The organism is Amycolatopsis sp. 3B14 (assembly GCF_050958625.1).
Taxonomy (GTDB): Bacteria; Actinomycetota; Actinomycetes; order Mycobacteriales; family Pseudonocardiaceae; genus Amycolatopsis_E; species Amycolatopsis_E thermoflava.
In genome coordinates this window covers 19,432-40,293 of record NZ_JBHZEN010000061.1, presented here as the reverse complement: position 1 = coordinate 40,293, position 20,862 = coordinate 19,432, and the positions used below count along the sequence as shown (strand labels likewise).

The 20,862-nt window shown below is 72.7% G+C and carries 23 protein-coding genes and 1 pseudogene; 8 read left to right on the top strand and 16 right to left on the bottom strand.

Annotation, left to right across the window (positions count from 1 at the left end; genetic code table 11):
• Positions 1-20: 20 nt before the first annotated feature.
• The 3 genes from ACCP09_RS31365 to ACCP09_RS31355 all read left to right on the top strand — a co-directional run bounded on the left by ACCP09_RS31365 (position 21) and on the right by ACCP09_RS31355 (position 1,422).
• Entirely contained in the window at positions 21-818 is a 798-nt protein-coding gene (locus ACCP09_RS31365) for an NmrA family transcriptional regulator (RefSeq protein WP_123685777.1), read from the top strand.
• A 64-nt stretch (positions 819-882) separates the two neighbouring features.
• Positions 883-1,080, top strand: a complete 198-nt coding sequence (locus tag ACCP09_RS31360) for a PspC domain-containing protein (protein WP_433752312.1) — start codon at positions 883-885, stop codon at positions 1,078-1,080.
• A 51-nt stretch (positions 1,081-1,131) separates the two neighbouring features.
• Positions 1,132-1,422 (top strand): hypothetical protein, encoded by a 291-nt coding sequence (locus ACCP09_RS31355; protein ID WP_193354413.1) that lies wholly within the window; start codon positions 1,132-1,134, stop codon positions 1,420-1,422.
• Positions 1,423-1,569: 147 nt separating this feature from the next.
• Here ACCP09_RS31355 and ACCP09_RS31350 read toward each other — a convergent pair whose 3' ends face one another.
• Entirely contained in the window at positions 1,570-2,799 is a 1,230-nt protein-coding gene (locus ACCP09_RS31350; RefSeq protein WP_433752310.1) for a hypothetical protein, read from the bottom strand.
• The gene (locus ACCP09_RS31345; RefSeq protein ID WP_433752308.1) at positions 2,796-3,149 is read right to left on the bottom strand and encodes a hypothetical protein; all 354 of its coding nucleotides are present in this window, start codon (positions 3,147-3,149) and stop codon (positions 2,796-2,798) included. The genes ACCP09_RS31350 and ACCP09_RS31345 overlap by 4 nt, the downstream gene beginning before the upstream one ends.
• 119 nt (positions 3,150-3,268) lie before the next feature.
• On the opposite strand from ACCP09_RS31345, the gene ACCP09_RS31340 reads away from it, so the two are divergent.
• The gene (locus ACCP09_RS31340) at positions 3,269-5,113 is read left to right on the top strand and encodes a hypothetical protein (protein WP_433752306.1); all 1,845 of its coding nucleotides are present in this window, start codon (positions 3,269-3,271) and stop codon (positions 5,111-5,113) included.
• 272 nt (positions 5,114-5,385) lie between these two features.
• Here the strand turns inward: ACCP09_RS31340 and ACCP09_RS31335 are convergent, their stop codons facing one another.
• From ACCP09_RS31335 to ACCP09_RS31325, 3 genes are read right to left on the bottom strand one after another with little or no spacing between them, the layout of a single operon-like run.
• Positions 5,386-6,600, bottom strand: a complete 1,215-nt coding sequence (locus ACCP09_RS31335; protein ID WP_027935383.1) for an RNA polymerase sigma factor — start codon at positions 6,598-6,600, stop codon at positions 5,386-5,388.
• The gene (locus ACCP09_RS31330) at positions 6,597-6,920 is read right to left on the bottom strand and encodes a YciI family protein (RefSeq protein ID WP_017983299.1); all 324 of its coding nucleotides are present in this window, start codon (positions 6,918-6,920) and stop codon (positions 6,597-6,599) included. The genes ACCP09_RS31335 and ACCP09_RS31330 overlap by 4 nt, the downstream gene beginning before the upstream one ends.
• Positions 6,921-6,974: 54 nt before the next feature.
• Positions 6,975-7,565, bottom strand: a complete 591-nt coding sequence (locus ACCP09_RS31325) for a phosphoribosylanthranilate isomerase (protein ID WP_123685772.1) — start codon at positions 7,563-7,565, stop codon at positions 6,975-6,977.
• 39 nt (positions 7,566-7,604) lie between these two features.
• Here ACCP09_RS31325 and ACCP09_RS31320 point away from each other — a divergent pair, with 39 nt between their 5' ends.
• Together ACCP09_RS31320 and ACCP09_RS31315 are read left to right on the top strand one after the other, a co-directional pair.
• Positions 7,605-8,597, top strand: coding sequence for a class I SAM-dependent methyltransferase (locus ACCP09_RS31320; protein ID WP_433752303.1), 993 nt, complete (start codon positions 7,605-7,607; stop codon positions 8,595-8,597).
• Positions 8,594-9,334, top strand: a complete 741-nt coding sequence (locus ACCP09_RS31315; RefSeq protein ID WP_433752301.1) for an ANTAR domain-containing response regulator — start codon at positions 8,594-8,596, stop codon at positions 9,332-9,334. The genes ACCP09_RS31320 and ACCP09_RS31315 overlap by 4 nt, the downstream gene beginning before the upstream one ends.
• A gap of 361 nt (positions 9,335-9,695) precedes the next feature.
• Here the strand turns inward: ACCP09_RS31315 and ACCP09_RS31310 are convergent, their stop codons facing one another.
• The 8 genes and pseudogenes from ACCP09_RS31310 to ACCP09_RS31275 all read right to left on the bottom strand — a co-directional run bounded on the left by ACCP09_RS31310 (position 9,696) and on the right by ACCP09_RS31275 (position 16,017).
• Positions 9,696-9,950 carry a hypothetical protein gene (locus ACCP09_RS31310; RefSeq protein ID WP_378336084.1) on the bottom strand — a complete coding sequence of 85 codons (255 nt, stop codon included), beginning with the start codon at positions 9,948-9,950 and terminating at the stop codon, positions 9,696-9,698.
• 413 nt (positions 9,951-10,363) lie between these two features.
• A complete protein-coding gene (locus ACCP09_RS31305; protein ID WP_378336086.1) occupies positions 10,364-10,519 on the bottom strand; it encodes a DUF2188 domain-containing protein in 156 nt (51 codons plus the stop codon).
• Positions 10,520-10,592: 73 nt separating this feature from the next.
• Entirely contained in the window at positions 10,593-10,781 is a 189-nt protein-coding gene (locus tag ACCP09_RS31300) for a DUF2188 domain-containing protein (RefSeq protein ID WP_027935379.1), read from the bottom strand.
• A 36-nt stretch (positions 10,782-10,817) separates the two neighbouring features.
• Positions 10,818-11,642, bottom strand: a pseudogene (locus ACCP09_RS31295) (manganese catalase family protein); the annotation flags it as partial.
• Between the two features lie 63 nt (positions 11,643-11,705).
• Positions 11,706-13,742: an alpha/beta fold hydrolase gene (locus ACCP09_RS31290; protein ID WP_433752299.1), complete on the bottom strand. Its 2,037-nt coding sequence runs from the start codon at positions 13,740-13,742 to the stop codon at positions 11,706-11,708.
• Positions 13,739-14,284, bottom strand: a complete 546-nt coding sequence (locus ACCP09_RS31285; protein WP_123685766.1) for a hypothetical protein — start codon at positions 14,282-14,284, stop codon at positions 13,739-13,741. The genes ACCP09_RS31290 and ACCP09_RS31285 overlap by 4 nt, the downstream gene beginning before the upstream one ends.
• A 59-nt stretch (positions 14,285-14,343) precedes the next feature.
• The gene (locus ACCP09_RS31280; protein ID WP_433752332.1) at positions 14,344-15,201 is read right to left on the bottom strand and encodes a DMT family transporter; all 858 of its coding nucleotides are present in this window, start codon (positions 15,199-15,201) and stop codon (positions 14,344-14,346) included.
• A 78-nt stretch (positions 15,202-15,279) separates the two neighbouring features.
• Positions 15,280-16,017 carry a polyprenol monophosphomannose synthase gene (locus ACCP09_RS31275; RefSeq protein WP_027935375.1) on the bottom strand — a complete coding sequence of 246 codons (738 nt, stop codon included), beginning with the start codon at positions 16,015-16,017 and terminating at the stop codon, positions 15,280-15,282.
• 171 nt (positions 16,018-16,188) lie between these two features.
• Between ACCP09_RS31275 and ACCP09_RS31270 the strand changes: the two genes are divergently transcribed.
• The gene (locus ACCP09_RS31270; RefSeq protein ID WP_433752296.1) at positions 16,189-16,986 is read left to right on the top strand and encodes a hypothetical protein; all 798 of its coding nucleotides are present in this window, start codon (positions 16,189-16,191) and stop codon (positions 16,984-16,986) included.
• A gap of 15 nt (positions 16,987-17,001) precedes the next feature.
• Entirely contained in the window at positions 17,002-18,375 is a 1,374-nt protein-coding gene (locus ACCP09_RS31265; RefSeq protein WP_433752294.1) for a pyridoxal phosphate-dependent decarboxylase family protein, read from the top strand.
• On the opposite strand, the gene ACCP09_RS31260 is transcribed toward ACCP09_RS31265, so the two are convergent.
• The 3 genes from ACCP09_RS31260 to ACCP09_RS31250 are packed head-to-tail and all read right to left on the bottom strand — an operon-like array spanning position 18,363 to position 20,837.
• The gene (locus tag ACCP09_RS31260; RefSeq protein WP_433752292.1) at positions 18,363-19,166 is read right to left on the bottom strand and encodes a methyltransferase domain-containing protein; all 804 of its coding nucleotides are present in this window, start codon (positions 19,164-19,166) and stop codon (positions 18,363-18,365) included. The genes ACCP09_RS31265 and ACCP09_RS31260 overlap by 13 nt on opposite strands.
• Before the next feature lie 11 nt (positions 19,167-19,177).
• The gene (locus ACCP09_RS31255) at positions 19,178-20,290 is read right to left on the bottom strand and encodes a cytochrome P450 (protein ID WP_433752290.1); all 1,113 of its coding nucleotides are present in this window, start codon (positions 20,288-20,290) and stop codon (positions 19,178-19,180) included.
• A gap of 52 nt (positions 20,291-20,342) precedes the next feature.
• Positions 20,343-20,837 (bottom strand): DUF4396 domain-containing protein, encoded by a 495-nt coding sequence (locus tag ACCP09_RS31250; protein ID WP_027935370.1) that lies wholly within the window; start codon positions 20,835-20,837, stop codon positions 20,343-20,345.
• Positions 20,838-20,862 lie beyond the last annotated feature (25 nt).

Sequence of the window (20,862 nt, the reverse complement as noted above, 5' to 3'; positions counted from 1 at the left end):
CGGCCGGTTTCCTTGGTGGCATGACGAATTTCCTGGTGATCGGCGGAACGGGCAAGACGGGACGACGGGTCGCGGACCGGTTGCGGGCGCGCGGCGAGCAGGTGCGGATCGCGGCGCGGTCCACCGGGTTCGACTGGGACGAGCCGGGCACGTGGGAACCGGCGCTGAAGGACGTTACGACGGCATACGTGACGTACGCGCCGGACGCCGGTTTCCCCGACGCGGCGCCGAAGATCGGCGCACTGGCCCGCCAAGCCGGCGAGCAGGGCGTGCGGCGGCTGGTGCTGCTGACCGGCCGCGGCGAGGAAGGCGCGCGGCGCAGCGAGGAGGCGATCCAGGACGCCGGTCCGGAGTGGACGGTGGTGCGGGCGAGCTTCTTCGCGCAGAACTTCAACGAGGACTTCCTCGCCGAGTCGGTGGTGGCCGGCGAGTTCGCGTTCCCGGCGGGCGAGGTGTCGGAGCCGTTCATCGACGCCGACGACATCGCGGACGTGGCGACGAAGGCGCTCACCGAGGACGGGCACGCGGGGCTGGTGCACGAGATCACCGGGCCGCGGCTGCTCACCTTCGCCGAGGCCGCGGCGGAGATCTCGGCCGCGCTCGGCCGTCGGGTGCGGTACGTGCCGGTGAGCGCCGCCGAGTTCGCGGCCGGCCTCGTCGCGGCCGGCGTGGAGCCGGAGTTCGCGGGGCCGTTGAGCGAACTGCTGGCCGAGGTGCTGGACGGCCGGAACGAGTCCGTGACCGACGGGGTGCGGCGCGTGCTGGGCCGTCCGCCGCGTGACTTCGCGGACTTCGCCCGCACGGCGCACTGGGGCTGACCCCAGGGACGATTCGGGGGTTTCCACCGATGCGCGCAGCCGCGGGCGCGGGCATCGTGGTGACATGACGACGACAACGACGACACTGACGAGGTCCCGGCACAACCGCGTGATCGCCGGGGTGTGCGCGGGCCTGGCCTACCGCCTCGGGTGGAAGCCCCGCACGATGCGCCTGCTGTTCGTGCTGTCCTTCCTGCTCCCGGGCCCGCAGTTCCTGGTCTACCTGGTGCTGTGGATCATCATCCCGAACGAGAAACGCTGACCCGTATCACCCGATCGGGTTTGAAATTCACGAAGGGGGTTACTCCTTCGCATGGCCAGAACGGGAATCTACCGTGGACGCGGCACCGCCGTGCGAGTGGTCACCGGGATCGGGGCGCTGTTCGCGCTCGTCGAGGCGATCTACATCGTCCTGGTCCTGGCCGGCGCCAACACGGCGAACGCCTTCTACCGTTTCATCGATTCGATCGCCCAGCCGCTGGCGCTGTTCTTCCCGGGGCTCTTCCCCATCGCGAACGGGCAGCTCAACGTGCTGGTCAACTACGGTCTGGCGGCGGTCTTCTGGCTCGTCGTCACCGGCCTCATCGCCCGCCTGCTCCGCTGACGGTGCGTCGTCCTCGTCGGGCTCCTCCGGTGGAGGGGCCTGGCGGCGGGCGACCACGATGAGCACCACGATGATCGCGATCGGCCCGACGATGATCAGCGTCTCGTCCCACCCGCCCTGGTGGGCCAGGATCATCCGCTCACGCATTCACGCTCCCGAGACCAGTGCGATGCCCACCGCCGTGTAGCAGACCATCACGGCGAGCATCGGGTACTGCCCCACCTTCGCATAACCGTCCCGCAGCACGCCCAGCGCGCGGTCGTGCGCCGAAGTCACCGCCAGCACGTGCCCGGCCACGATCCCGGCGATCTGCGTGAACGCGATCGCCGCCGGGGAGACCACTGTGTAGTCCACGCCGCCGCCGAACCCGCGCTGCCCCTCGAACACGGCGAACGAGAAGTAGTGCGCGACGGTGTACCCGACCATGATCGGCACCAGCGACGGCGCGAAGGCGTCGTAGGGGCCGGTGACCGAGCGCCGCAGGTACGGCCGGGTCAGGCGGATCGCGCCGGCGTAGGCCAGCGCGGTGAGCCCGATCGCCGCCGCCAGCCCCGCGGTGCCGAGGAGGACGCGGTTGCCGTCGCGGGTCAGGTCGCCCCAGACCGGCAGCCGGGTGAGCCCGTCGAACGCCGTGGAGCCCAGCACGACGAGCACGAACGGGGTCAGGCCGCGGTCGCGTTCGAGCGTGCGCAGGCCGTCCAGCGGATTCCGCAGCACCAGGCGGCCATCCGCGCGGCGGCCCCACGGCGACAGCGCGGCGATCAGCGCCGAGTAGACCTCGAACCCGTCGCCGCGGTCGAACCAGCGCGCCCCGAACACCGCACCCGCCCCGACGTGCACGACCGCGTAGGCGGTGACGAACACCGCGACCGCGCGCGGCGAGTCGGAGTGCGGGTACACCAGTTCCAGCCACAGGAACGCGACCAGGCCCGCGACGGCCGGGCAGAACCCCCAGCGCGGCAGCGGCAGGCGGCCGGGGAAGATCGCGGCGAGTGTCCGCAGTGGATTGACCAGCCGCCAGACCGGGCCGCACAGCACGGAAAGCGGCACGAGACCGACCCAGAACCACACGTAGAACCAGGCGCCCGCCGGGTTCTTCGCCGAGTCGTCCGCGCCGGTCCAGGCGAACACCAGGAACACCGCGAACAGCGCCAGCCCGAGCAGGCGCAGCGCGATCCGCGTGACGCGGGCGTCGGCGATCCGCTCCAGCGCCCGTGGCCACGCGCGCCCGGCTTCCGCGCCACGCAGCTTCGGCCGCTTCCACAGCGCGGTGAGCGCGAAGAACGACACCAGAACCGCGGCCGCGCCGGCGTAGAGCGCGAGCCACAGCGGGACCGGCAGGTCGGAGCGCCCGCCGAGACCGTGGGCGAGGATCACGCCGTCACCCGGAGCTCGGTCAGCGCGGCCCCGCTGTGGTGCAGTTCGACCTCGAACACCCCGGGGATGTCCGCGGTGAAGGTGACCGAGGCGGGCTGCCCGGCCATCACGTCGGCCGTGCGGTCGTAGCCGTGCACGTGCAGCTCGTCCGGGGCGTCGGTGGTGACCTGGATGGTCACGGTCCGGCCCGCCGCGACCTCGACCCGGTCCGGCCCGGACGTCCGCTTGCCGCCGGTCACGGTGAACACCGCCACCTCCGGCGCGGCGCCCGGCTGCTGCTGCGGCGCCGTGCTCCCGCACCCCGTGGTCACCAGCAGCGTCGCCAGCACCGCCACGACGAACCTGCGCATTCCCCGTCCTTCCTCCGCCCGGCTTGCCCGTCGCGTCCGGGAACCCGTAAAGTATGTGACCAACGGTAACAGTTACTTCGGGTAGCACGCATGCCCGGCTTCATCGAGGAAGGTCCACCGTGCTCGTCGCCCAGGAGTCCAGCCCGCCCGCGGGCGGGGCCGCGCTCGGCCAGATCGTCATCGCGGGCCTGATGTTCTTCGTGATCTTCCTGCCGCTGGCCGTGTTCGTCATCCGGGAGCGCGCCGGCCGCACCACGGTGGTCGGCAGGCTGGCGGACTGGTCGGCCGGGCTGAGCGGGCTGCCGCGGTGGGCGGCGCTGCCGATGTTCGTGGCGTTCCTGTCCGGGATGGCCGCGTTGATCGGCGTGTACTGGGACGTGCCGATCCACATGGAACTCGGCCGCGACGAGGGGCCGCTGGCCAACCCGTCGCACTACCCGATCTACTTCGGACTGATGGGCATCTTCGCCAGCGGGGTGCTCAGCGCCGCGCTGGCGAAGGGGAAGCTGCCGGTGCGCACGTTCCCGATCGGACCGCACTGGCGCGCGCCGATGGGCAGCATCCAGATGATGGCGACCGGTCTGGTCGGCATCGCCGGGTTCCCGCTGGACGACGTGTGGCACCGCTTGTTCGGCCAGGACGTCACCGAGTGGGGGCCGACGCACGTGCTGATGATCGGCGGCGGCGTCGGCGTGGTGATCGGCCTGCAGCTGCTGCTCGGCGAGGCGCGGCAGGTCGGCGCGAGCGGGCCGGTGGTGCGGCTGCTCGGGCCGCTGCTCGCGGGCGCCTGGCTGATGGGGGCGTCGGCGTTCCTGATGGAGTTCGACCTCGGGGTGCCGCAGTTCCCGATGCTCGCCCAGGTGGTGCTGGTCGGGCTGATCGGCAGCTGGACACTGGTCTACGGGCGCCTGGCCGGCGGGCCGGGCGGGGCGCTGCTCGTGGTGGCCGTGGTGCTGGTGACCAGGGCGGTGTTCGCGGTGTTGCCGCTGGTCAACGACCTGCACGTGGCCCTGCTGCTGCCCTACGCCGCCGAGGCTGTGGTGATCGAGGTGGTGGCGGTCCTGCTGCGCGGGCGGCAGGGGTACGCGTTCGCCGTGGTGGCCGGGCTGGCCAGCGGGGTGTTCGGCATATTCGGCGAGTGGGCGTTCTCGCAGTGGCTGATGCCGGACCCGTGGCCACTGTCCCACATGGACAGCTTCGTGCTGTGGGGCGCGGCGGCGTCGGTGGCGGGCGCGCTGATCGGGGTGTGGCAGTACCAGCGGGTCGAGGCGGTGGCCGCGCGGCGCCCGTCGGACCCGGCGCCGTCGGGCGATCCCGCGGTGCGGTTCCGGACGCGGCACCTGGGCGGGCTCGTCGGCGCGCTGCTGGCGGTCGGCTTGTCGGCGGCGGTGATCCCGCCCGCCGACCCGCCCGCGGGTCTGGTGGCGAACATTCAGCTCACCGACACGGGTGAGAGCCTGCCGATCTCGAACCCGCACGGCGGCGGGCAGCCGCGGTGGGTGACCGCGACGGTGACGATCAACCGGGCGGACCTGGTGTCCGATCCGGTGTGGCTCAACGGTTTCTCGTGGCAGGGCGGGGACTTCTACAGCGCGCCGCTGGAGCGCACGGCGGAGGGCACGTACCGCACGACGCAGCCGCTGCCGGTGTTCGGGCAGTGGAAGACCGGCATCCGTGTGCACTACGGCTCGCGGGTGATGGCGATCGCGCCGATCTACGCGCCCGCCGACCCGGCCGCGAACGCCGGGGAGATCTCCGCGACGTCCGGGCCGCGCCCCTTCATGTCGGAGATCGAGTTCCTGCAGCGCGAACGCAAGACGGACACGCCGCTGGTGCTGTGGACCGTGGCATACGTGGTGGTGGGCCTGGTGTTCGGCGGCATGTGGGTCCTGTTCGCATGGCTGTACACCTCCGCGGCCGGCGGCGCACCGTCCCCCGCGCGACGGGTGCGGGTCAGCAGCTGACCCGAGGCGGCCGGTGCCTTCCGGGGGCGCACCGGCCGCCTCGCACTCCCCGGGCCGCTCCCTGGGAGGCCACGGCGCGCAGCCACGCCGCACCTCCGCCCACCACCGGGCACAGCCGCCCGCCGCCACGCCACCACTGCCCAATCGCGCACCGCACCGGCCGCCTCCCCGAGCAGCACGAGCCGCCACCTGCGCAAGGCCATCGCCACCCCAACCGAGCCGCCGCACCTCCACCCGTCAGGGGTGCCAGCAGCCACCAGCCACCCCTCCTACTACCCCACCTCCGCCAGGCGCCGCGTCAGGAAGCGGCGCTCGGCATCCGTCGTGACGAGCCGCAGCGCCTCCCGGTACTCCGCCGCCGCCTCGGCGCGCCGGCCCAGTCGGCGGAGGAACTCCGCGCGGGTGGCGGGCAACAGGTGGTATCCCGGCAGGTCCACATCGGACAGCACGCGCAACCCCTCGGCCGGCCCCTCCGCCATCCCCACCGCCACCGCGCGGTTCAGCTCCACCACCGGCGACCGGGTCATCGCCGCCAGCCTGCCGTACAGCGCGGCGATCTGCGGCCAGTCCGTGTCCGCCGCCCGCGCCGCCTTCCCGTGGCACGCCGCGATCGCCGCCTGCACCTGGTACGGGCCGGGCGCCCCGCGCCGCAGGGCGCCCTCCAGCAGCGCCACGCCTTCGGCGATCTGGGCGTGGTCCCACCGGTCGCGGTCCTGGTCCGCCAGCAGCACCAGGTCCCCGCGCTCGTCCACCCGCGCATCCCGCCGCGAGTCCTGCAGCAGCAGGAGCGCGAGCAGCCCGGTGGCCTCCGGCTCGTCCGGCATCAGCTCGTGCAGCACGCGCGCCAGCCGGATCGCCTCCGCGGACAGTTCACGGCGCAGCAGGTCCGCACCCGCCGTCGCCGAGTAACCCTCGTTGAACAGCAGGTACAGCACCGCCAGCACGGCAGGCGTCCGCTCGGGCAGCAGGTGCGCGGGCGGCACCCGGTACGGGATGCCGGCGTGGCGGATCTTCTGCTTCGCCCGCACCAGCCGTTTCCGCAACGCGGGCTCGGCGACCAGCAGCGCCCGCGCGATCTCGGCGGGCGTCAGCCCCGCGAGGGTCCGCAGGGTCAGCGCCACCTGCGCGTCCAGCGACAGCGCGGGGTGGCAGCAGGTGAACATCAGGCGCAGCCGGTCGTCGGGCACGCCGCTGTCGTCTTCGAACGGTTCGGGTTCGGGCATCGCCGCGACCTCCCGCAGCTTGGCCGCCCCCACCGCGTCCCGGCGCAGCCGGTCCAGAGCGCGGTTGCGGGCGGTGGTGGTGAGCCAGGCCCCGGGGCGGCGCGGCACGCCGTCCCGGGCCCACGCCCCGACTGCTTGGGTGAACGCGTCCTGCGCGCACTCCTCGGCGAGGTCCCAGTCGCCGGTGAGCCGGATCAGGGTCGCGACCACCTGCCCCCACTCGTCGCGGAACGCGCGGACGAGGGCGGTGTGGACGTCGGTCATGGCTGCCAGATCGGGCGGACCTCGATCGACCCGTAGGTGGCCGCCGGGTGCTTCGACGCGATCTCGACCGCCTCGTCCAGGTCGGCGCACTCGATGAGGCAGAACCCGCCGACCTGCTCACGCGTCTCGGCGAACGGGCCGTCGGACAGCAGCACCTCGTCCGACCGCACCCGCACGGTGGTCGCCTCGTGCGGCGGCCGCAGCCCGGCCCCGCCGCGCAGGACACCCCGCTCGGCCATCTCCTCGCTCCAGCCGCCGCAGCCGTCCTCGGCGTGCTCGGCGGCCTCCGGGCCCCCGCAGATCAACAGCATGTACTGCATCGCAGTCCTCCTCGCCGGTCGTGTTCTCACCACACCGACGAACGGGACCCGCGATCAGGGACGCACGGCGGCGAGGAATTCCCGGATCAGCCCATGATCCTTGGTGCCGCGGGTGGACTCCACCCCGCTGGAGACGTCGACGCCCCACGGCCGCACGGTCCCGATCGCCTCCGCCACGTTTCCCGGCCGCAGCCCGCCCGCCAGCAGCCACCGGCCGGTCTGGCCGCGCAGCGCCGACCAGCCCCACTGCTCCCCCGAGCCGGCCCGAGGCGAGTCGAGGATGAGCATCTCCTCGCCGAACGCGCCGACCTCGACCCGCTCACCAGCGGTGGAGGTGGCCCGCACCAGCCGCACCCCCAGGCCGGCGAGTTCGGCGAAGTCACCGGCCGTGTAGCCGTCGCCGTGCAGCTGGACGGCGCCCAGCCCGGTCTTGACGGCGATGTCCCGGACGTCGGCGACGGGCATCCCCAGGAACACCCCCACGCTGAGGACTTCCGGGGGCACGGCGGCCACCAGGCGGGTGGCCTCCTCCACGGTCACCTGCCGGGGGCTCGGCGTCAGGACGAACCCGACGGCGTCGGCCCCGGCGGTCACCGCGCAGTCGACGTCGGCCTCGGTGCGCAGGCCGCAGATCTTCACGAACACCCCACCAGGGTAGGCGCCGCGGAAGTCTAAACTGCGGCGATGTCCTTGATCGGTACGCGGTTGCGCAGCCTGGCCAGGCGATACGCGGTCTCGCGGCGGACACACGAGGACCTCCTCGCCCGGTGCGCCGCGGCCGAGGCCGAACGGGACCAGCTCGCCGCCACCTACCGCACGTGGGTGCCGCCGGGGCACTTCTACTCGCCGCAGCCGGACCCCGCGCAGGTCCTCGCCCGCGCCGGCGCGCTGTTCGACACCGCCGCCGACCCTGTCGGCCTCGACCTGCGCGAGGACGAGCAGCTCGCGTTGCTGCCCGTCCTCACCGAACTGCTGAAGGACCACCCGTTCCCGGCGGACCGGTCGCCGGAGTACCGCTACTTCTTCGGCAACCCGGAGTACTCCTGGTCCGACGCACTGGTCCTGCACGGGATGCTGCGCCACCTGCGCCCACGGCGGCTGATCGAGATCGGCTCCGGCTACTCGTCGGCGATGACGCTGGACACCGTCGAGCACTGGCTGGACGGCGCGGTCGAGCTGACGTTCGTCGAACCCCACCCGGAGCTGCTGCGGTCGCTGCTGCGCCCCGGCGACGAACAGCGGGTGACCGTGCGTGAGCAGCCGGTGCAGGACGTGCCGCTGGAGACGTTCCTCGCCCTGGAGGCCGGTGACGTGCTGTTCATCGACTCCACCCACGTGGTCAAGGCGGGCTCCGACGTCAACCACCTCTTCTTCGAGGTGCTGCCCCGCCTCGCCGACGGGGTGTGGATCCACGTGCACGACGTGTTCTTCCCGTTCGAGTACCCGCTGGAGTGGGTGACGGAGGGCCGCGCCTGGCAGGAGGTCTATCTGCTGCGCGCGTTCCTGACCTACAACCCGCGCTTCGAGGTCCGCTGGTTCCAGCAGTACCTGTGGGCGCGGCACCGCGAGCTGCTGACGGCGGCCGTCCCGGACATGGCGCGCAATCCGGGCGGGAACATCTGGCTGCGGAAGGCGCCCGATTACGCCTCCACGGCCCCGGGTACTCGCGACGCATGACCGAGAGCCGCGCCGATCCGCTCGTCCGCCTCGATCACGTCGCGGCCGCGCTGGAAGACCTGCGGGGTCAGGCGGCCACCCAGCCGCTGGAGGAGGTCGCGCGGGGCATCGCCGAGAGCGCCGTGGCGACCCTGCCGGACGCCGACTCCGCGACGATCACCGCGATCGCCGAGGACGGTCACCTGTACCTCCTCGCGGCCACCGACGAGGGCATCGTCGGCATCGACGAGTGCCAGTACAAGACCCGCCGCGGCCCGTGCGTCGAGGCGGCGACCCAGCGGCGCCCGGTGCGCGCGATCGTCGGTGAGCACGAGGAGGAGTGGCCGGAGTTCACCGCCTCGGCGAAGGCGGCCGGCATCAGCACGTACCTGTCGGTGCCGGTGCTGCTGCCCGGCGAGGTGGACGGCGAGGAGGAGGTCGTTGGTGGGCTGGACCTGTACAGCTTCACCGCGCAGGCCTTCGACGACTACGACGAGCAGGTGATGCGCCTGTTCACCTCGGCCGCGTGCGAGGCGTTCACCAACGCCCGCCGCTGGGCGGCGACGCAGCGCAAGATCGCCCAGCTGGAGACGGCGCTGACCTCGAGGGCCGAGATCGACCAGGCGAAGGGCGTGCTGATGGCGATCCACGGGTGCAGCGCGGACGAGGCGTTCGGCCGGCTGGTCGAGGAGTCCCAGCGGACGAACACGAAGCTCGCCCTGGTGGCGAGAAAGCTGCTCGAATCGCTGCGACGCTGAGGCAGCGGAGCCGACGGCCGACGTCGGTGAGGTAGCGCGCGGAGTCGAACGGCCGGCGGCGCAGAGGCGGCGCGCAGAGGGAACGGCCGGCGGCGCAGAGGCGGCGCAGAGGGCCTCAGCGCCGCCACCAGCGCCGTGGGCTCGCTGCCTTTGCGCCCGCGGGCTCGCCGCCTCAGCGCTGCCGGGCCGCCGCTTATGCGCTGCGGGCCCGCTGCCCATGGGCTGCCGGCCGTCCGTCTCAGCGCCGCCGGCCGTTCCGGCGGCGGCGCAGGAGCGGCGGCCCTGAGGGTGCCGGCCGGCGGCGGCGCTGGAGGCGGCCGGGCGCGCCACGGCGTTTCCCGCGACGTGCCCGGCCTGCCGGTCAGCCGATCGGCAGCTTTCCGGTCAGCTGGCGCAGCGGGTTGCCGCCCGTGAGCGGGGACAGGGCGCTCTGCTTGCCCGTCACGGGCTCGAGCACGCCGGGGGTGCCGGCCTTGCCCGCGAGGCCGTTGAGCGTCATGCCGACGGCCTTGAGCTGCGGTGCGGAGACCCCGCCCGCGGAGGCGGCGCCCGCCCCGGACAGAACCGCGGAGGCGGCCGCGAGACCGATGACACCAGCACGAAGTGTGCGCGACACTGAGTTTCCCCTTCATCGAAAATGATTCTTCGAACGAGACGAGAAACCTAGCCATTCGAGGCCCGCAACGCACTGTCCCTGCCACTCGTCCGAGTGGTCCTGACGCGAATTACCTTCGACCGTGGCTGCACGGTTTGCGAAATCACGCTTAGCCGCGCCAGCCGCAGAAGACCGCGCAGGCCGACGCCCGCGGGCGTCGGCCTGCGGCGCTACCCAAGCAACGCACCTCACCGCACGAAAGAAGCAAGCAAGCCGCGCCCCGCGGCCACATTCGCGCCGCTTCGCGATCTCGACATCCTTGCGGCGCACCGCGTGAGTGACCCCGCGCCTGCGCGCCAATTTCGCAACCCTCGCCCGCGGATCGGCGCTCCCGGAGCAACACACCATTCCGCCACGCAAGAGCAAGCCGCGCATCAACGGCCATACTCATGCCGCTCCGCGATTTCGCCGTCCTTGCGGCGCACCACGTGCGCGACGCCGCGCTTGCGGGCCAGTTCGCGGCCCTCCGCCTGGACCTCGGCCTTCGTGTCACCCGCACCGCGTGAGTGACCCCGCGCCCGCGCGCCAATTTCGCAACCCTCGCCCGCGGATCAGCACTACCCAAGCAACACACCATTCCGCCACGCAAGAGCAAGCCGCGCGTCAACGGCCATACTCATGCCGCTCCGCGATTTCGCCGTCCTTGCGGCGCACCACGTGCGCGACGCCGCGCTTGCGGGCCAGTTCGCGGCCCTCCGCCTGGACCTCGGCCTTCGTGTCGCCCGTGCTGGACGCCCGGCTGTTGCCGACCACCTGGTTCTTCCACCGCCCGTCCGCGTAGAAGGTCTCCACGTCACCCTCGGCGAGCTCCGCCGGTTCCGCTGCCGTCGAGCCGTTGCCGGACCCGTTCGCGGCGTAGGTGGCGTAGAGCTCGGGGTCGGGCTTGGGTGCGCTGCCGGGGCCGCCGAGGGGTTTGGGGTCCATCAGGTATTCGATGCGGTCTTCGCCGCTGGACCAGGTGCCTTTGTTGCCGTCGGGGCCGTCGGAGAGGTGCCAGATGGTGTTGTTGTGGGTCTGGTCCTCCTCGTCGAGCAGGGCGCCGGGGGCGATGTCCGATTCGAGGCCGTCGGCCTGGAGTTCTTCGATGGCGCGCAGCCACTGCTTCTGGTGCACCGTGTCGCGGGCCAGGTTGAACTTCAACATCTCCTTCACGCCCGGATCGTCGGTCATGTTGTACAACCGGGCGGTCTGCAACCGGCCCTGCGCCTCCGCGGCGGCGTTGGCCCGGAAATCGGCCAGCAAATTCCCCGAAGCCACGATGTACTTGCCGTTCCACGGGGTGCCGTTCGAATCGGCCGGAACCGCGCCACCACCGGACACGATCGCCTGCTGCGGGTCCATTCCGCCCAGCACCGCGGCCATCACCGGGTCCTGGGCGGCTTCGGCGGTGGCGGTGGCGGGCGCGCCCTCCAGCAGCCGGGCGACCATGGTGGCCAGCATTTCCACGTGACCGATCTCCTCCGTCGCGGTGTCCATGATCAGGTCCTTGTACTTGCCCTCGATGCGGCAGTTCCAGCCCTGGAACAGGTACTGCATCGTCACCGTCATCTCACCGTAGGCACCACCGATGAGCTCCTGCAGCTTGCGCGCGTAGTACGGGTCCGGACGCTCCGGCTTCGCCTCGAACTGCAGGAACTTGGTGTGTCGGAACACGGGTCCTCCCTCGCCGGTGACGATGACGAGGGAGGACTTTCCCGCTCCGGCGGCGGCTAACCGTCAGCCCAGCAGGTCCGGCCGCTCCCAGTCCTTGCCCAGCACGAGCTGCGCGAGGAACGCGAACACCGTGGCGTACCAGAGCTTCGCGTGGTGCGGGGTCAGGATCCAGTGGTTCTCGTCCGGGAAGTAGAGGAACTTGTGCGGTGTCGAGCCGTCCTCGGCGGCCGAGCGGGACACCAGGTCCCACCACAGCCGCAGCCCCTCGCCGATCGGGACGCGGTAGTCCTTGTCGCCGTGGATGACGAGCATCGGCGTGGTGATCTCGTCGGCGAAGCGGTGCGGCGAGTTCGCCTCCGCCATCTCCGGGGTGAGCTCGCGCTGCCAGTAGTAGGTCGCGTCGGTCGTCGGCCCGAACTGGTCCAGCGCCCACAGCGAGGCGTGCGTGACGATCGCCTTGAACCGGTCGGTGTGCCCGGCTACCCAGTTGGCCATGTAGCCGCCGAACGATCCGCCCATCGCCGCCGTACGGGTCTCGTCGACCCCCGCGTGCTGCTCCGCGGCGTCGGTGAGCGCCATCAGGTCGGTGAACGGCGCCGCGCCCCACGCGCCCCAGCCGCGCTTGATGAAGTCGTAGCCGTAGCCGGTGGAGATCGCCGGGTCGGGCAGCAGAACGGCGTAGCCCTGTGCCACGGCGAGCCACGGGTTCCACCGCCACTGCCAGGCGTTCCACGATCCGAGCGGGCCGCCGTGGATCCACAGCAGCAGCGGCGCCGGCGAGCCGGGGCCGGCGTCCCGCGGGAGCGCGAGCCACGCCCGCAGCGGCGTGCCGTCCTCGGCGGTGGCGGTGACCTCGTCGAGCCGTCCGGGGATCTCGGCGTCCAGGCCGAGGGCCTCGGCCGGCCCGGGCAGCGGCTCGATCGCGCCGCCGTCGAGGGCGATCCGCACCGGGGCAGGCGGGTGGTCGACCGCGGAGCGCAGCGCGTAGACCCACTGTCCGTCCGGCGAGATCCGCGGCTCGCTGTAGGCGCCGTCGTCGGCGGTCAGCCGGGTGACCTCGCCGGTGGCCGCGTCGACCTTCCACAGCGGCGCCCTGCCCTGGTCGTCGGCGCCGACGACGAGCGCCGAGCCGTCGGGCAGCCACCGCGCCGAGTGCGGCCACCGGTCCCAGCTCCGGGTCAGCGGCCGGAGTTCGCCGCCGTCGAGCGGGACCAGCGCGAGCCAGTAGTCGCCCGGCTCGTGCGGCGTCGAGCGGCGGTAGACGGCGACCGCGACCTGCGTGCCGTCCGGCGAGATCCGCGGCGACTCGTACTCGTGGTCCGCGTCGTCGGCCAGCACTCGGCGCTCGCCGGTGGCGACGTCGATCGCGACGACGGTGGGCCGCTGCGAACCGCCCGCTTCGGGAACCGTCCAGGTGGTGACGACGGTGCGCCCGTCCGGCGAGACGTCCCACGCGGCCTCGTCGGTGAGCGCGCGCCCCGCGTGCCCGGTGAGGTCACGCAGCTCGAGCCGCTCCTCCCCCGCCGGCACTCCGTCCGCGACGACCAGCCGGGTGCGGTCGGGGCCGAGGTCGTGGTCCCAGAAGCGGATGGGGTACTCCTCGTGCAGGATCGCCGACACCCCGGCGTCCTTGCGGGCCTTGCGGAGCTCGGCGTCGTGCTCGGCGCTCGTGGCCGAGGGCATCATCGGCGCCCCGGCGAGCACCGTGCCGGCCTCGGCGGCCACGGCGACCCCGCGGACACCGCCTGCCGGCGCCGCGATCACGCGGGCGTCCCCGCCGGACGCGGGCTGCAGCCACAGGGCGCTCTTGGGACCGTCCTCGCCCTCGGCCGCGGAGTCCGGCCGGGCCGAGACGAACAGCAGGTCGCCGGACGGGGTGAAGGCGGCGCCGGACTCGCCTTCGGCGCTGCGGGTCAGCCGCCGCGCCGGGCGCTCGCCGGCGGGGTCCATTTCCCACAGCGCCGTGGTGTAGCGGTTCTTCTTCAGGTCGGGCGTCGCCACGCCGACGACGAGTCGGCGGCCGTCCGGGGAGAGCACCAGCCCCGACAGCCGCGGAAGGCGGACGTAGGTGTCGAGGTCGGCGAAGGCATCGTCGGTCACTTCGCCTTCATACCACCGATGACCGACGGTTTCGCGGCTTTTCGATCAGCCGCTTCCCGGCCGGACCGCCGGATCCGCCCACCGGGCTTGTAGATCGACAACAGCACCGCCGCCAGCAGGCACGCCGGCGACACGATCGGCGGGAACACCAGGTCCGGCGCCGTCCCGGGCAGTCCGGCCAGCAGCGACTCGCCGTAGGCCGCGGCTTCGCCGACGCCGGGGCGCAGCGACACCACCGCCAGCGTCACCATGGCGAGGTTGAGCACCAGCTTGATCGCCACCCACCAGTACCGCACCAGCCCGTACCGGCTGCCCAGCCCGAGCATCACGCCGCTGCCCAGGCACACCAGTCCGGCAACCAGCAGCGGCCACACCGCGAACAGCCGCAGCGCCTGGTAGCACACCGCGGCGAGCGCCGGATCGTCCGTCAGCATCGCGGTGAACACCAGCACCGCCAGCACCACGTCGATCCCGATCCACGCGCCGGCCGAGATGATGTGCGTCGCCAGCCACGCCTTCCGTCCTCCAGCTGTGAGTCTCATGCCCTCGACTGTCGCGAAAGCGGACGTCCCGGGCATCCGCCGCAGAGCGCGACCTGCGCCTACGTCGCCACCCGTACGCGCCGCGGCTTCGTGCGCGTCAGGCCGACCCCGGCCAGCACGACCAGCATCCCGGCCACGACCCGCGGCGTCACCGGCTCGCCGAGGACGACGGCCCCGAGCGCCACCGACACGACCGGCAGGAGGTACCCGACGACGGCCGCGCCGGTCGGGCCCTCGTCCTCGATGAGGCGGTAGTTGAGGTAGAAGGTGAACCCGGTGCCGAACACGCCGAGCAGGACGACGGCGAGCACCGCCAGGCCGTCGAACCCCGGCCCGGCGCCCTCCACGGGAAGCGCGAGCGAAGCCAGGCCGGACGCGACCGCCAGCTGCGCCGCCGAGATCGCGACCGGGCCGCCCGTCCCGGCCAGTTTCCTTGCCATGTAAGCGAAGGCGATCGCATAGCTCGCCGCCGCGGCCACCAGTGCCAGCGCTCCCCATCCGAACAGCCCGGCCCGCTGCCACGGCGCGAAGATCAACAGCACCCCGGCGAACCCGAGCAGCAGCCCGCCGAGCCGCGCCGGGTGGATCCCGCGTTCGGCGCCCAGCATCAGTCCGATGAGCAGTGACCACAGTGGAGTGGTCGCGTTGAGCACTCCGGCGATGCCGGAGTCGACCGTCTGCTCACCGATGCTGAACAACGCGAACGGCACCGCGTTGCAGAAGAACGCGGCGACGGCCAGCCGGCCCCACATCACCCGCCCGCGGGGCATGCGCTGCCCCGCGATCCGGGCGAGGACGAACAGCACGGCGGCGCCGAGCACGCTCCGCAACACCGCGATCTCGATCGGCGTGAACCCGCGCAGCGCGAGTTTGATCCACAGGAACGCCGAACCCCACAGCAGGGCGAGCACGCCCATCCGCACCCACGTCTTGATCACGCCACCAGCGTGCGACCGGGAAAGCGCAAGGACAAGTGAAAGATTTTGAAGTTTCGTTTAGCTCAGCTTACGGCCGAACAGCAGCTTCCACGGCATCAGCGCCGACTCCAGCTGCACCGCGAGGCTCATCTTCGACACCCCGTCGGCGCGCTCCTCGAACCGGATCGGGATCTCGGCGATCCGCATCCCCTGCTTCACGGTGCGGTAGTTCATCTCGACCTGGAACGCGTACCCGTTGCTGCGGATCGTGGCGATGTCGATGCGGCGCAACGTCTCCGCGCGCCACGCCTTGAACCCGGCGGTCGCGTCCTTGACGTGCAGCCGCAGGATGGCGTTGACGTAGAAGTTCGCCCACGCCGACAGCGCCTTGCGGTGCCAGCCCCACTCGCCCGCGAGCGAACCGCCTGCCACGTAACGGGATCCGAGCACCACGGCGGCGTCCGAAGTGGCGAGCTCGTCGATCATCCGCGGCACGGCCTCGACCGGGTGCGACAGGTCGGCGTCCATCTGGATCACGATGTCCGCGCCCTCGTCGAGCGCGCGGGTGATGCCGGCGACGTAGGCGCGGCCGAGACCGTCCTTTTCGGTCCGGTGCAGCACGCCGATGTGGTCCGGGTGCTCGGTCGCCAGCTTGTCGGCCACGTCGCCGGTGCCGTCCGGCGAGTTGTCGTCCACCACGAGCACGTGCAGGCCGGGCAGCCCGAGGCCGGTCAGCTGGCCGACGAGCTTGGGCAGGTTGTCCCGCTCGTTGTAGGTCGGGACGACGACCGTGACCTTCGGGGAGCTCTCTCCCATGATCAAATCCTTCGTGCGCGGGTGGAGGTTCGGCACCGAACGGTATCGCACCCGGTTTCGCACCTCTTCCGGGTAACGCGGACACCGTTTTCCGGGGTTGCGAGCGGGTACGACGAACCAGCGGCGGTCTCGTGCGTCTGAACTGGCGGGAGGTCCGGGGAGGAGGGGAGCATGCGGAGCAGTCGCGGGGCGCTCCTGGCCCTCGTCCTCGCCGTGGTGGTGGCCGGCGGGGTCGTCGCGTGGATCGCGCTCACCGGGCGGCCCGCGCCCAAGCCGAGCTGCACGGTGGTCATGGCCGACGGCTCGTCCTTCGACCTGACGGTCGAGCAGGCCCGCAACGCGGCCACGATCGCCGCCGTCGGTCGTCGCCTCGGCATGCCGGACCACGCGGTCACGGTCGCGCTGGCCACCGCGATCCAGGAATCGCGGCTGCGGAACCTGCCCGGCGGCGACCGCGATTCGGCCGGCTTGTTCCAGCAGCGGCCCAGCCAGGGGTGGGGTGACTACGAAGAGGTCACCGACCCGGTGTACGCGGCGACGGCGTTCTACGAGCGGCTGCGGGACCAGCCCGGGTGGGCGGACCTGACGGTGACGCAGGCGGCGCAGCTGGTGCAGCGGTCGGCGTTCCCGGAGGCCTACGCGCAGTGGGAGACGGAGGCCGCGGCGGCGGCGGGGGCGCTGACCGGGGCCAAGCCGGGCGCGCTGACCTGCGCGAACCTCTCCCCCGGCGCGCCGGAGGCGAACATCGCGGCGGTCGCCAGGGCCGAGCTGGGCACCGCGACCCTGAGCGGACCGCACCCGGCGGCCGAGGGCTGGGCGTTCGCGACCTGGCTGGTCGCCAACGCCACGCGCTTCGGCCTGGACGGCGTCACGTTCGACGGCGTGACCTGGACGGCGGACTCGGGCGCCTGGACGACCACCGGTCCCCGCGACGGCGTGCTCAGCCTGCACCGCGCCGGCGCCGGGTGAAACTACGATCGTCGCGTGACCGACGACCTCCTCCCCCGCGCCGCGGCGATGGGCCGGGACTTCCGCGCCGGGCTGGACGAGCGCCCGGTGTTCCCCCGCGACCTGGATCCGGACGCGGTCCGTGCCGCGCTCGGCGAGCTGCCGGACGGGCCCGCCGACCCCGCGGCTGTGCTCGACCAGCTGCGTGATGCCGTCGAGCCCGCGCTGGTCGCGAGCGCCGGGCCGCGGTACTTCGGGTTCGTCATCGGCGGGTCGCTGGAGGCCGCGGCGGCGGCCGACGTGCTCACCACGGCGTGGGACCAGAACGGGTTCAACGCGCTCACCTCACCGGCCGCCGCGCTCGTCGAGGAGGTCGCGGGCGGGTGGCTGAAGGAGCTGCTCGGCCTGCCGCCCACCGCGTCGTTCGGGTTCGTCACCGGCGCTCAGGGCGGCAACACGGTGGGACTGGCCGCTGCCCGGCACGCCGTGCTGGAGCGCCATGGCTGGGACGTCGAGCGGCAGGGCCTGCACGGCGCGCCGCGGGTGCGGATCGTCGCGGGCAGCGGACGGCACGCGACGATCGACCGGGCCCTGCGCCTGCTCGGCTTCGGCACGGACGCGCTCGCCGAGGTGCCGACCGCCGCGTCCGGTTCGATCGACGTCGCGGCGCTGGCCGACGCACTGTCCACATCGGATGCGCCGACGATCGTGTGCCTGCAGGCAGGCGAGGTCAACACCGGCGCGTTCGACGACTTCCGCACCGCGATCGCCGCCGCGCACGCGCGCGGGGCGTGGGTGCACGTCGACGGCGCCTTCGGGTTGTGGGCGGCGGCGAGCCCGCGGTTGCGGCACCTCACCGACGGCGTGGCGGAAGCCGATTCCTGGGCGACCGACGGTCACAAGTGGCTCAACGTGCCCTACGACAGCGGCTACGCGTTCTGCGCGCACCCCGCCGCACACGCGGCCGCGACCTCCTACACCGCCGCCTACCTCGTCGGCGACCGGCCGGAGGCGCTGCGTTCCCCGGGCGACTTCGTGCCGGACTCCTCGCGCCGCGCCCGCGGCTTCACCACGTGGGCGGCGCTGCGGCAACTGGGCCGTGCGGGCGTCGCGGAACTCGTCGAGCGGTCCTGCGCCCTCGCGCGCCGGTTCGCCGCGCGGCTGTCCGAGGCCGGGGCCGACGTGGTCAACGACGTCGTCCTCAACCAGGTCCTCGTCGGTTTCGGGGACCACACGCCGCAGGTGCTGGAGGCGGTGCAGCGGTCCGGCGAGTGCTGGATGGGCGGCACGGTCTGGCGGGGCAGGCGGCTGATGCGCGTCTCGGTGTCGAACTGGCGCACCACGGAGGCCGACGTCGACCGCAGCGTGGCCGCGATCCTCGCCGCCTGGCGGGAGGTTCAGGGACGCTGAGCGAGCACGCCGAACATCGTCACGGACAGGTGGAAGTCCCCGCGCGCGGCGCCGTCGGCGAGCTCGGCGAGCAGCCGTTCGCCCTGCTCGCCGGTGACCACGCCGTTGCCGACAGCGTGCTCGACCATCATCGGCAGCAGCGTGTCGCGGACCGACTCGTGGTCGGAGATCAGGGCCTGTGAGCCGCGGTCGGCGATCGTCAGCCCGCCCGCGCTGAGCCAGCCCGCGAGCTTGCGCCCGGCGGCCGGTTCGGCGGTCTGCGTGAGCATGCCGGCCAGCACGGCCCGCGCCGTGTCCGGGTCGCCGGGGTGGATGATGCCGGTGGCCCAGTCGGTGTCGATCAGCGCCACGCGCCCGCCGGGGCGCAGGACCCGCACGATTTCGGCGACCGCGGCGGCCGGGTCGGTCAGGTGCTGGAAGACGCGCTCGCACAGCACGGCGTCGAAGGTCGCGTCCGCGAAGGGCAACGCGGAGACGTCGCCGGGCACGAAGCGCGCGGACGATCCGGCGGCCCGCTCCCTGGCGAGCGCGAGCATGGCTTCGTTGGGGTCGAGCCCGACGGCCTCGCCGTCCGGTCCCGCCGCGGCCGCGAGCACCTGCACCTCGGAGCCGGTGCCGCAGCCGATTTCCAGCGCGCGCTCGCCCGGCCGGACGGCCAGGGCCTCGTGCGCCCACGCACGCAACCGCCGCACGCCCGGTGTCGCGGCCTGCAGGTCGAGGATCTCGGCCTGCCGCGCGACCACGGCCGGGTCGATCCGGTCGGCTCGGAAGGAGATGTCGGTGTCCGCCACGAGCGCGGATGCTAGTCCGATGTGACGACCGCCACGACCAGATTCCGTAATTCGTAGCTGTCGATCTCGGCTTTCACGGTGACCCGGGGCGGGCTCACCATGCGCAGGCCGGGCAGGGCGAACAGGCGGCTGAGGAAGACGTCGGTCTCCAGGATCGCGACGTGTGCTCCGGGGCACTTGTGCGCGCCGTCGCCGAAGGACAACCCCGGCGCCTCGCACGGCTCGAGGTTGGCCGCGTCGATCCGCACCTCGACGAGCTCGCCGGGCGGGATGGTGTCCTCGTCGAGCCGGAGCGGCGCGGTGGTGCGCCGTTTCAGCCCGCCGATGACAGGTTCGGTGCGCAGGATCTCGTGCAGCAGGCCGATCCGCTCGTCCTCGTCCGCTTCGCGGTAGCGGGCGCGCAGGGTGTCGTCGGTGAACAGGTGCCAGGCCGCGACGGACACGAATTCGCGGGTGGTGACCATGCCCGCGGCGGCGAAGGTGAGGCACTCGCCGAGGATTTCGCCCGCCGAGCAGCCCTCGTCGAGCAGGTGGGAGATGAGGTCGTCGCGGCGGTTGCGGCGCCGGGCGCGCACGGCCGGGCGGACGTCGGCGACGTAGATGGCGAGCCAGTTGCGCATCTGGCGGAAGAACCAGCGGATCCCGGTCAGGCTGGTGAACCCGGGCCGCCCGAACTCCTCGGGGAAGAACCGGTCCAGGCGGCGCTGGATGCCCGGCCTGCTCTCGGTGAGGCCGACGACCTCGGAGGCGACGCCGATCGCGAGACCGAAGGCCAGGTCCGGCAGTTCGGCGCGGCCGTTCCGGGTCAGCCGCGCCAGTTGCTCGTCGGCGATGCGGGCCATCAGGTCGCGGTAGTGCTCGCTGACGCGGCGGGGCGTGAAGAAGCGGGCCGTCTGGCGGCGATGTTCGCGGTGTTCCGGGCCGTCGCGGTAGAGCACGGGGCGGCGGAACCGCGTCGGCAGCTTGTCGACCGTGTCGATGCCGAGGCCGGCCTGCACGGTTCCGCCGCTGCGCAGCACCGCGCGGGCCTGCTCGTAGCCCGTCACCCGCCAGGTCCCGTCCGGACCGCGGCGCACCGGGCAGCCGTCCCCGGCCGGGCCGCGGTCGATCTTCCGCCCGCCCACGGGATCAAGACAACACGACCGGCCGGGCGGCCGACAGGGCCGCCCGGCGCAGTCAGTGGTGGTACTGGTGGACGACCGCGTGCCCCTTGCCGCGCCCGATCATCCACTTGTTCACCGGTGTGGTCAGCACGAACGCCACGACCAGCGAGAACGCCAGCGCGCCCCAGAACAGGCCGTTGCCGAGGCCGGCGTCCATGGCTCCCGGCACCGTGACCATGACCAGGTTGTCCAGGATCTCCATCACGGCGATCGAGACGGTGTCGGCGGCGAGTGCGACCTTCAGCGCGGCCCGGAAGGGCACGCCTGCCTTGAGCACGCCGCGCATGGTGAGCGCGTACCCGAAGACGAACGCGAGCGCCACGGCGAGCGCGACGGTGGCGACGCCGTGCAGCCCGAGCGCGGTGCCGATGACCATGCCGAGCACCTCGCCGATGGCGCAGCCGGTGAGGCAGTGCAGGGTGGCCTGCGCCGCGGCGGCCCAAGTGGCCGGCGGCCGGTGCCCGGCGTGCTCCGCGTGCCCCGTGTGCTGGTGCGTCGAGTGGTCCATGTCGTTCCCTCCGTTCAATACCCCT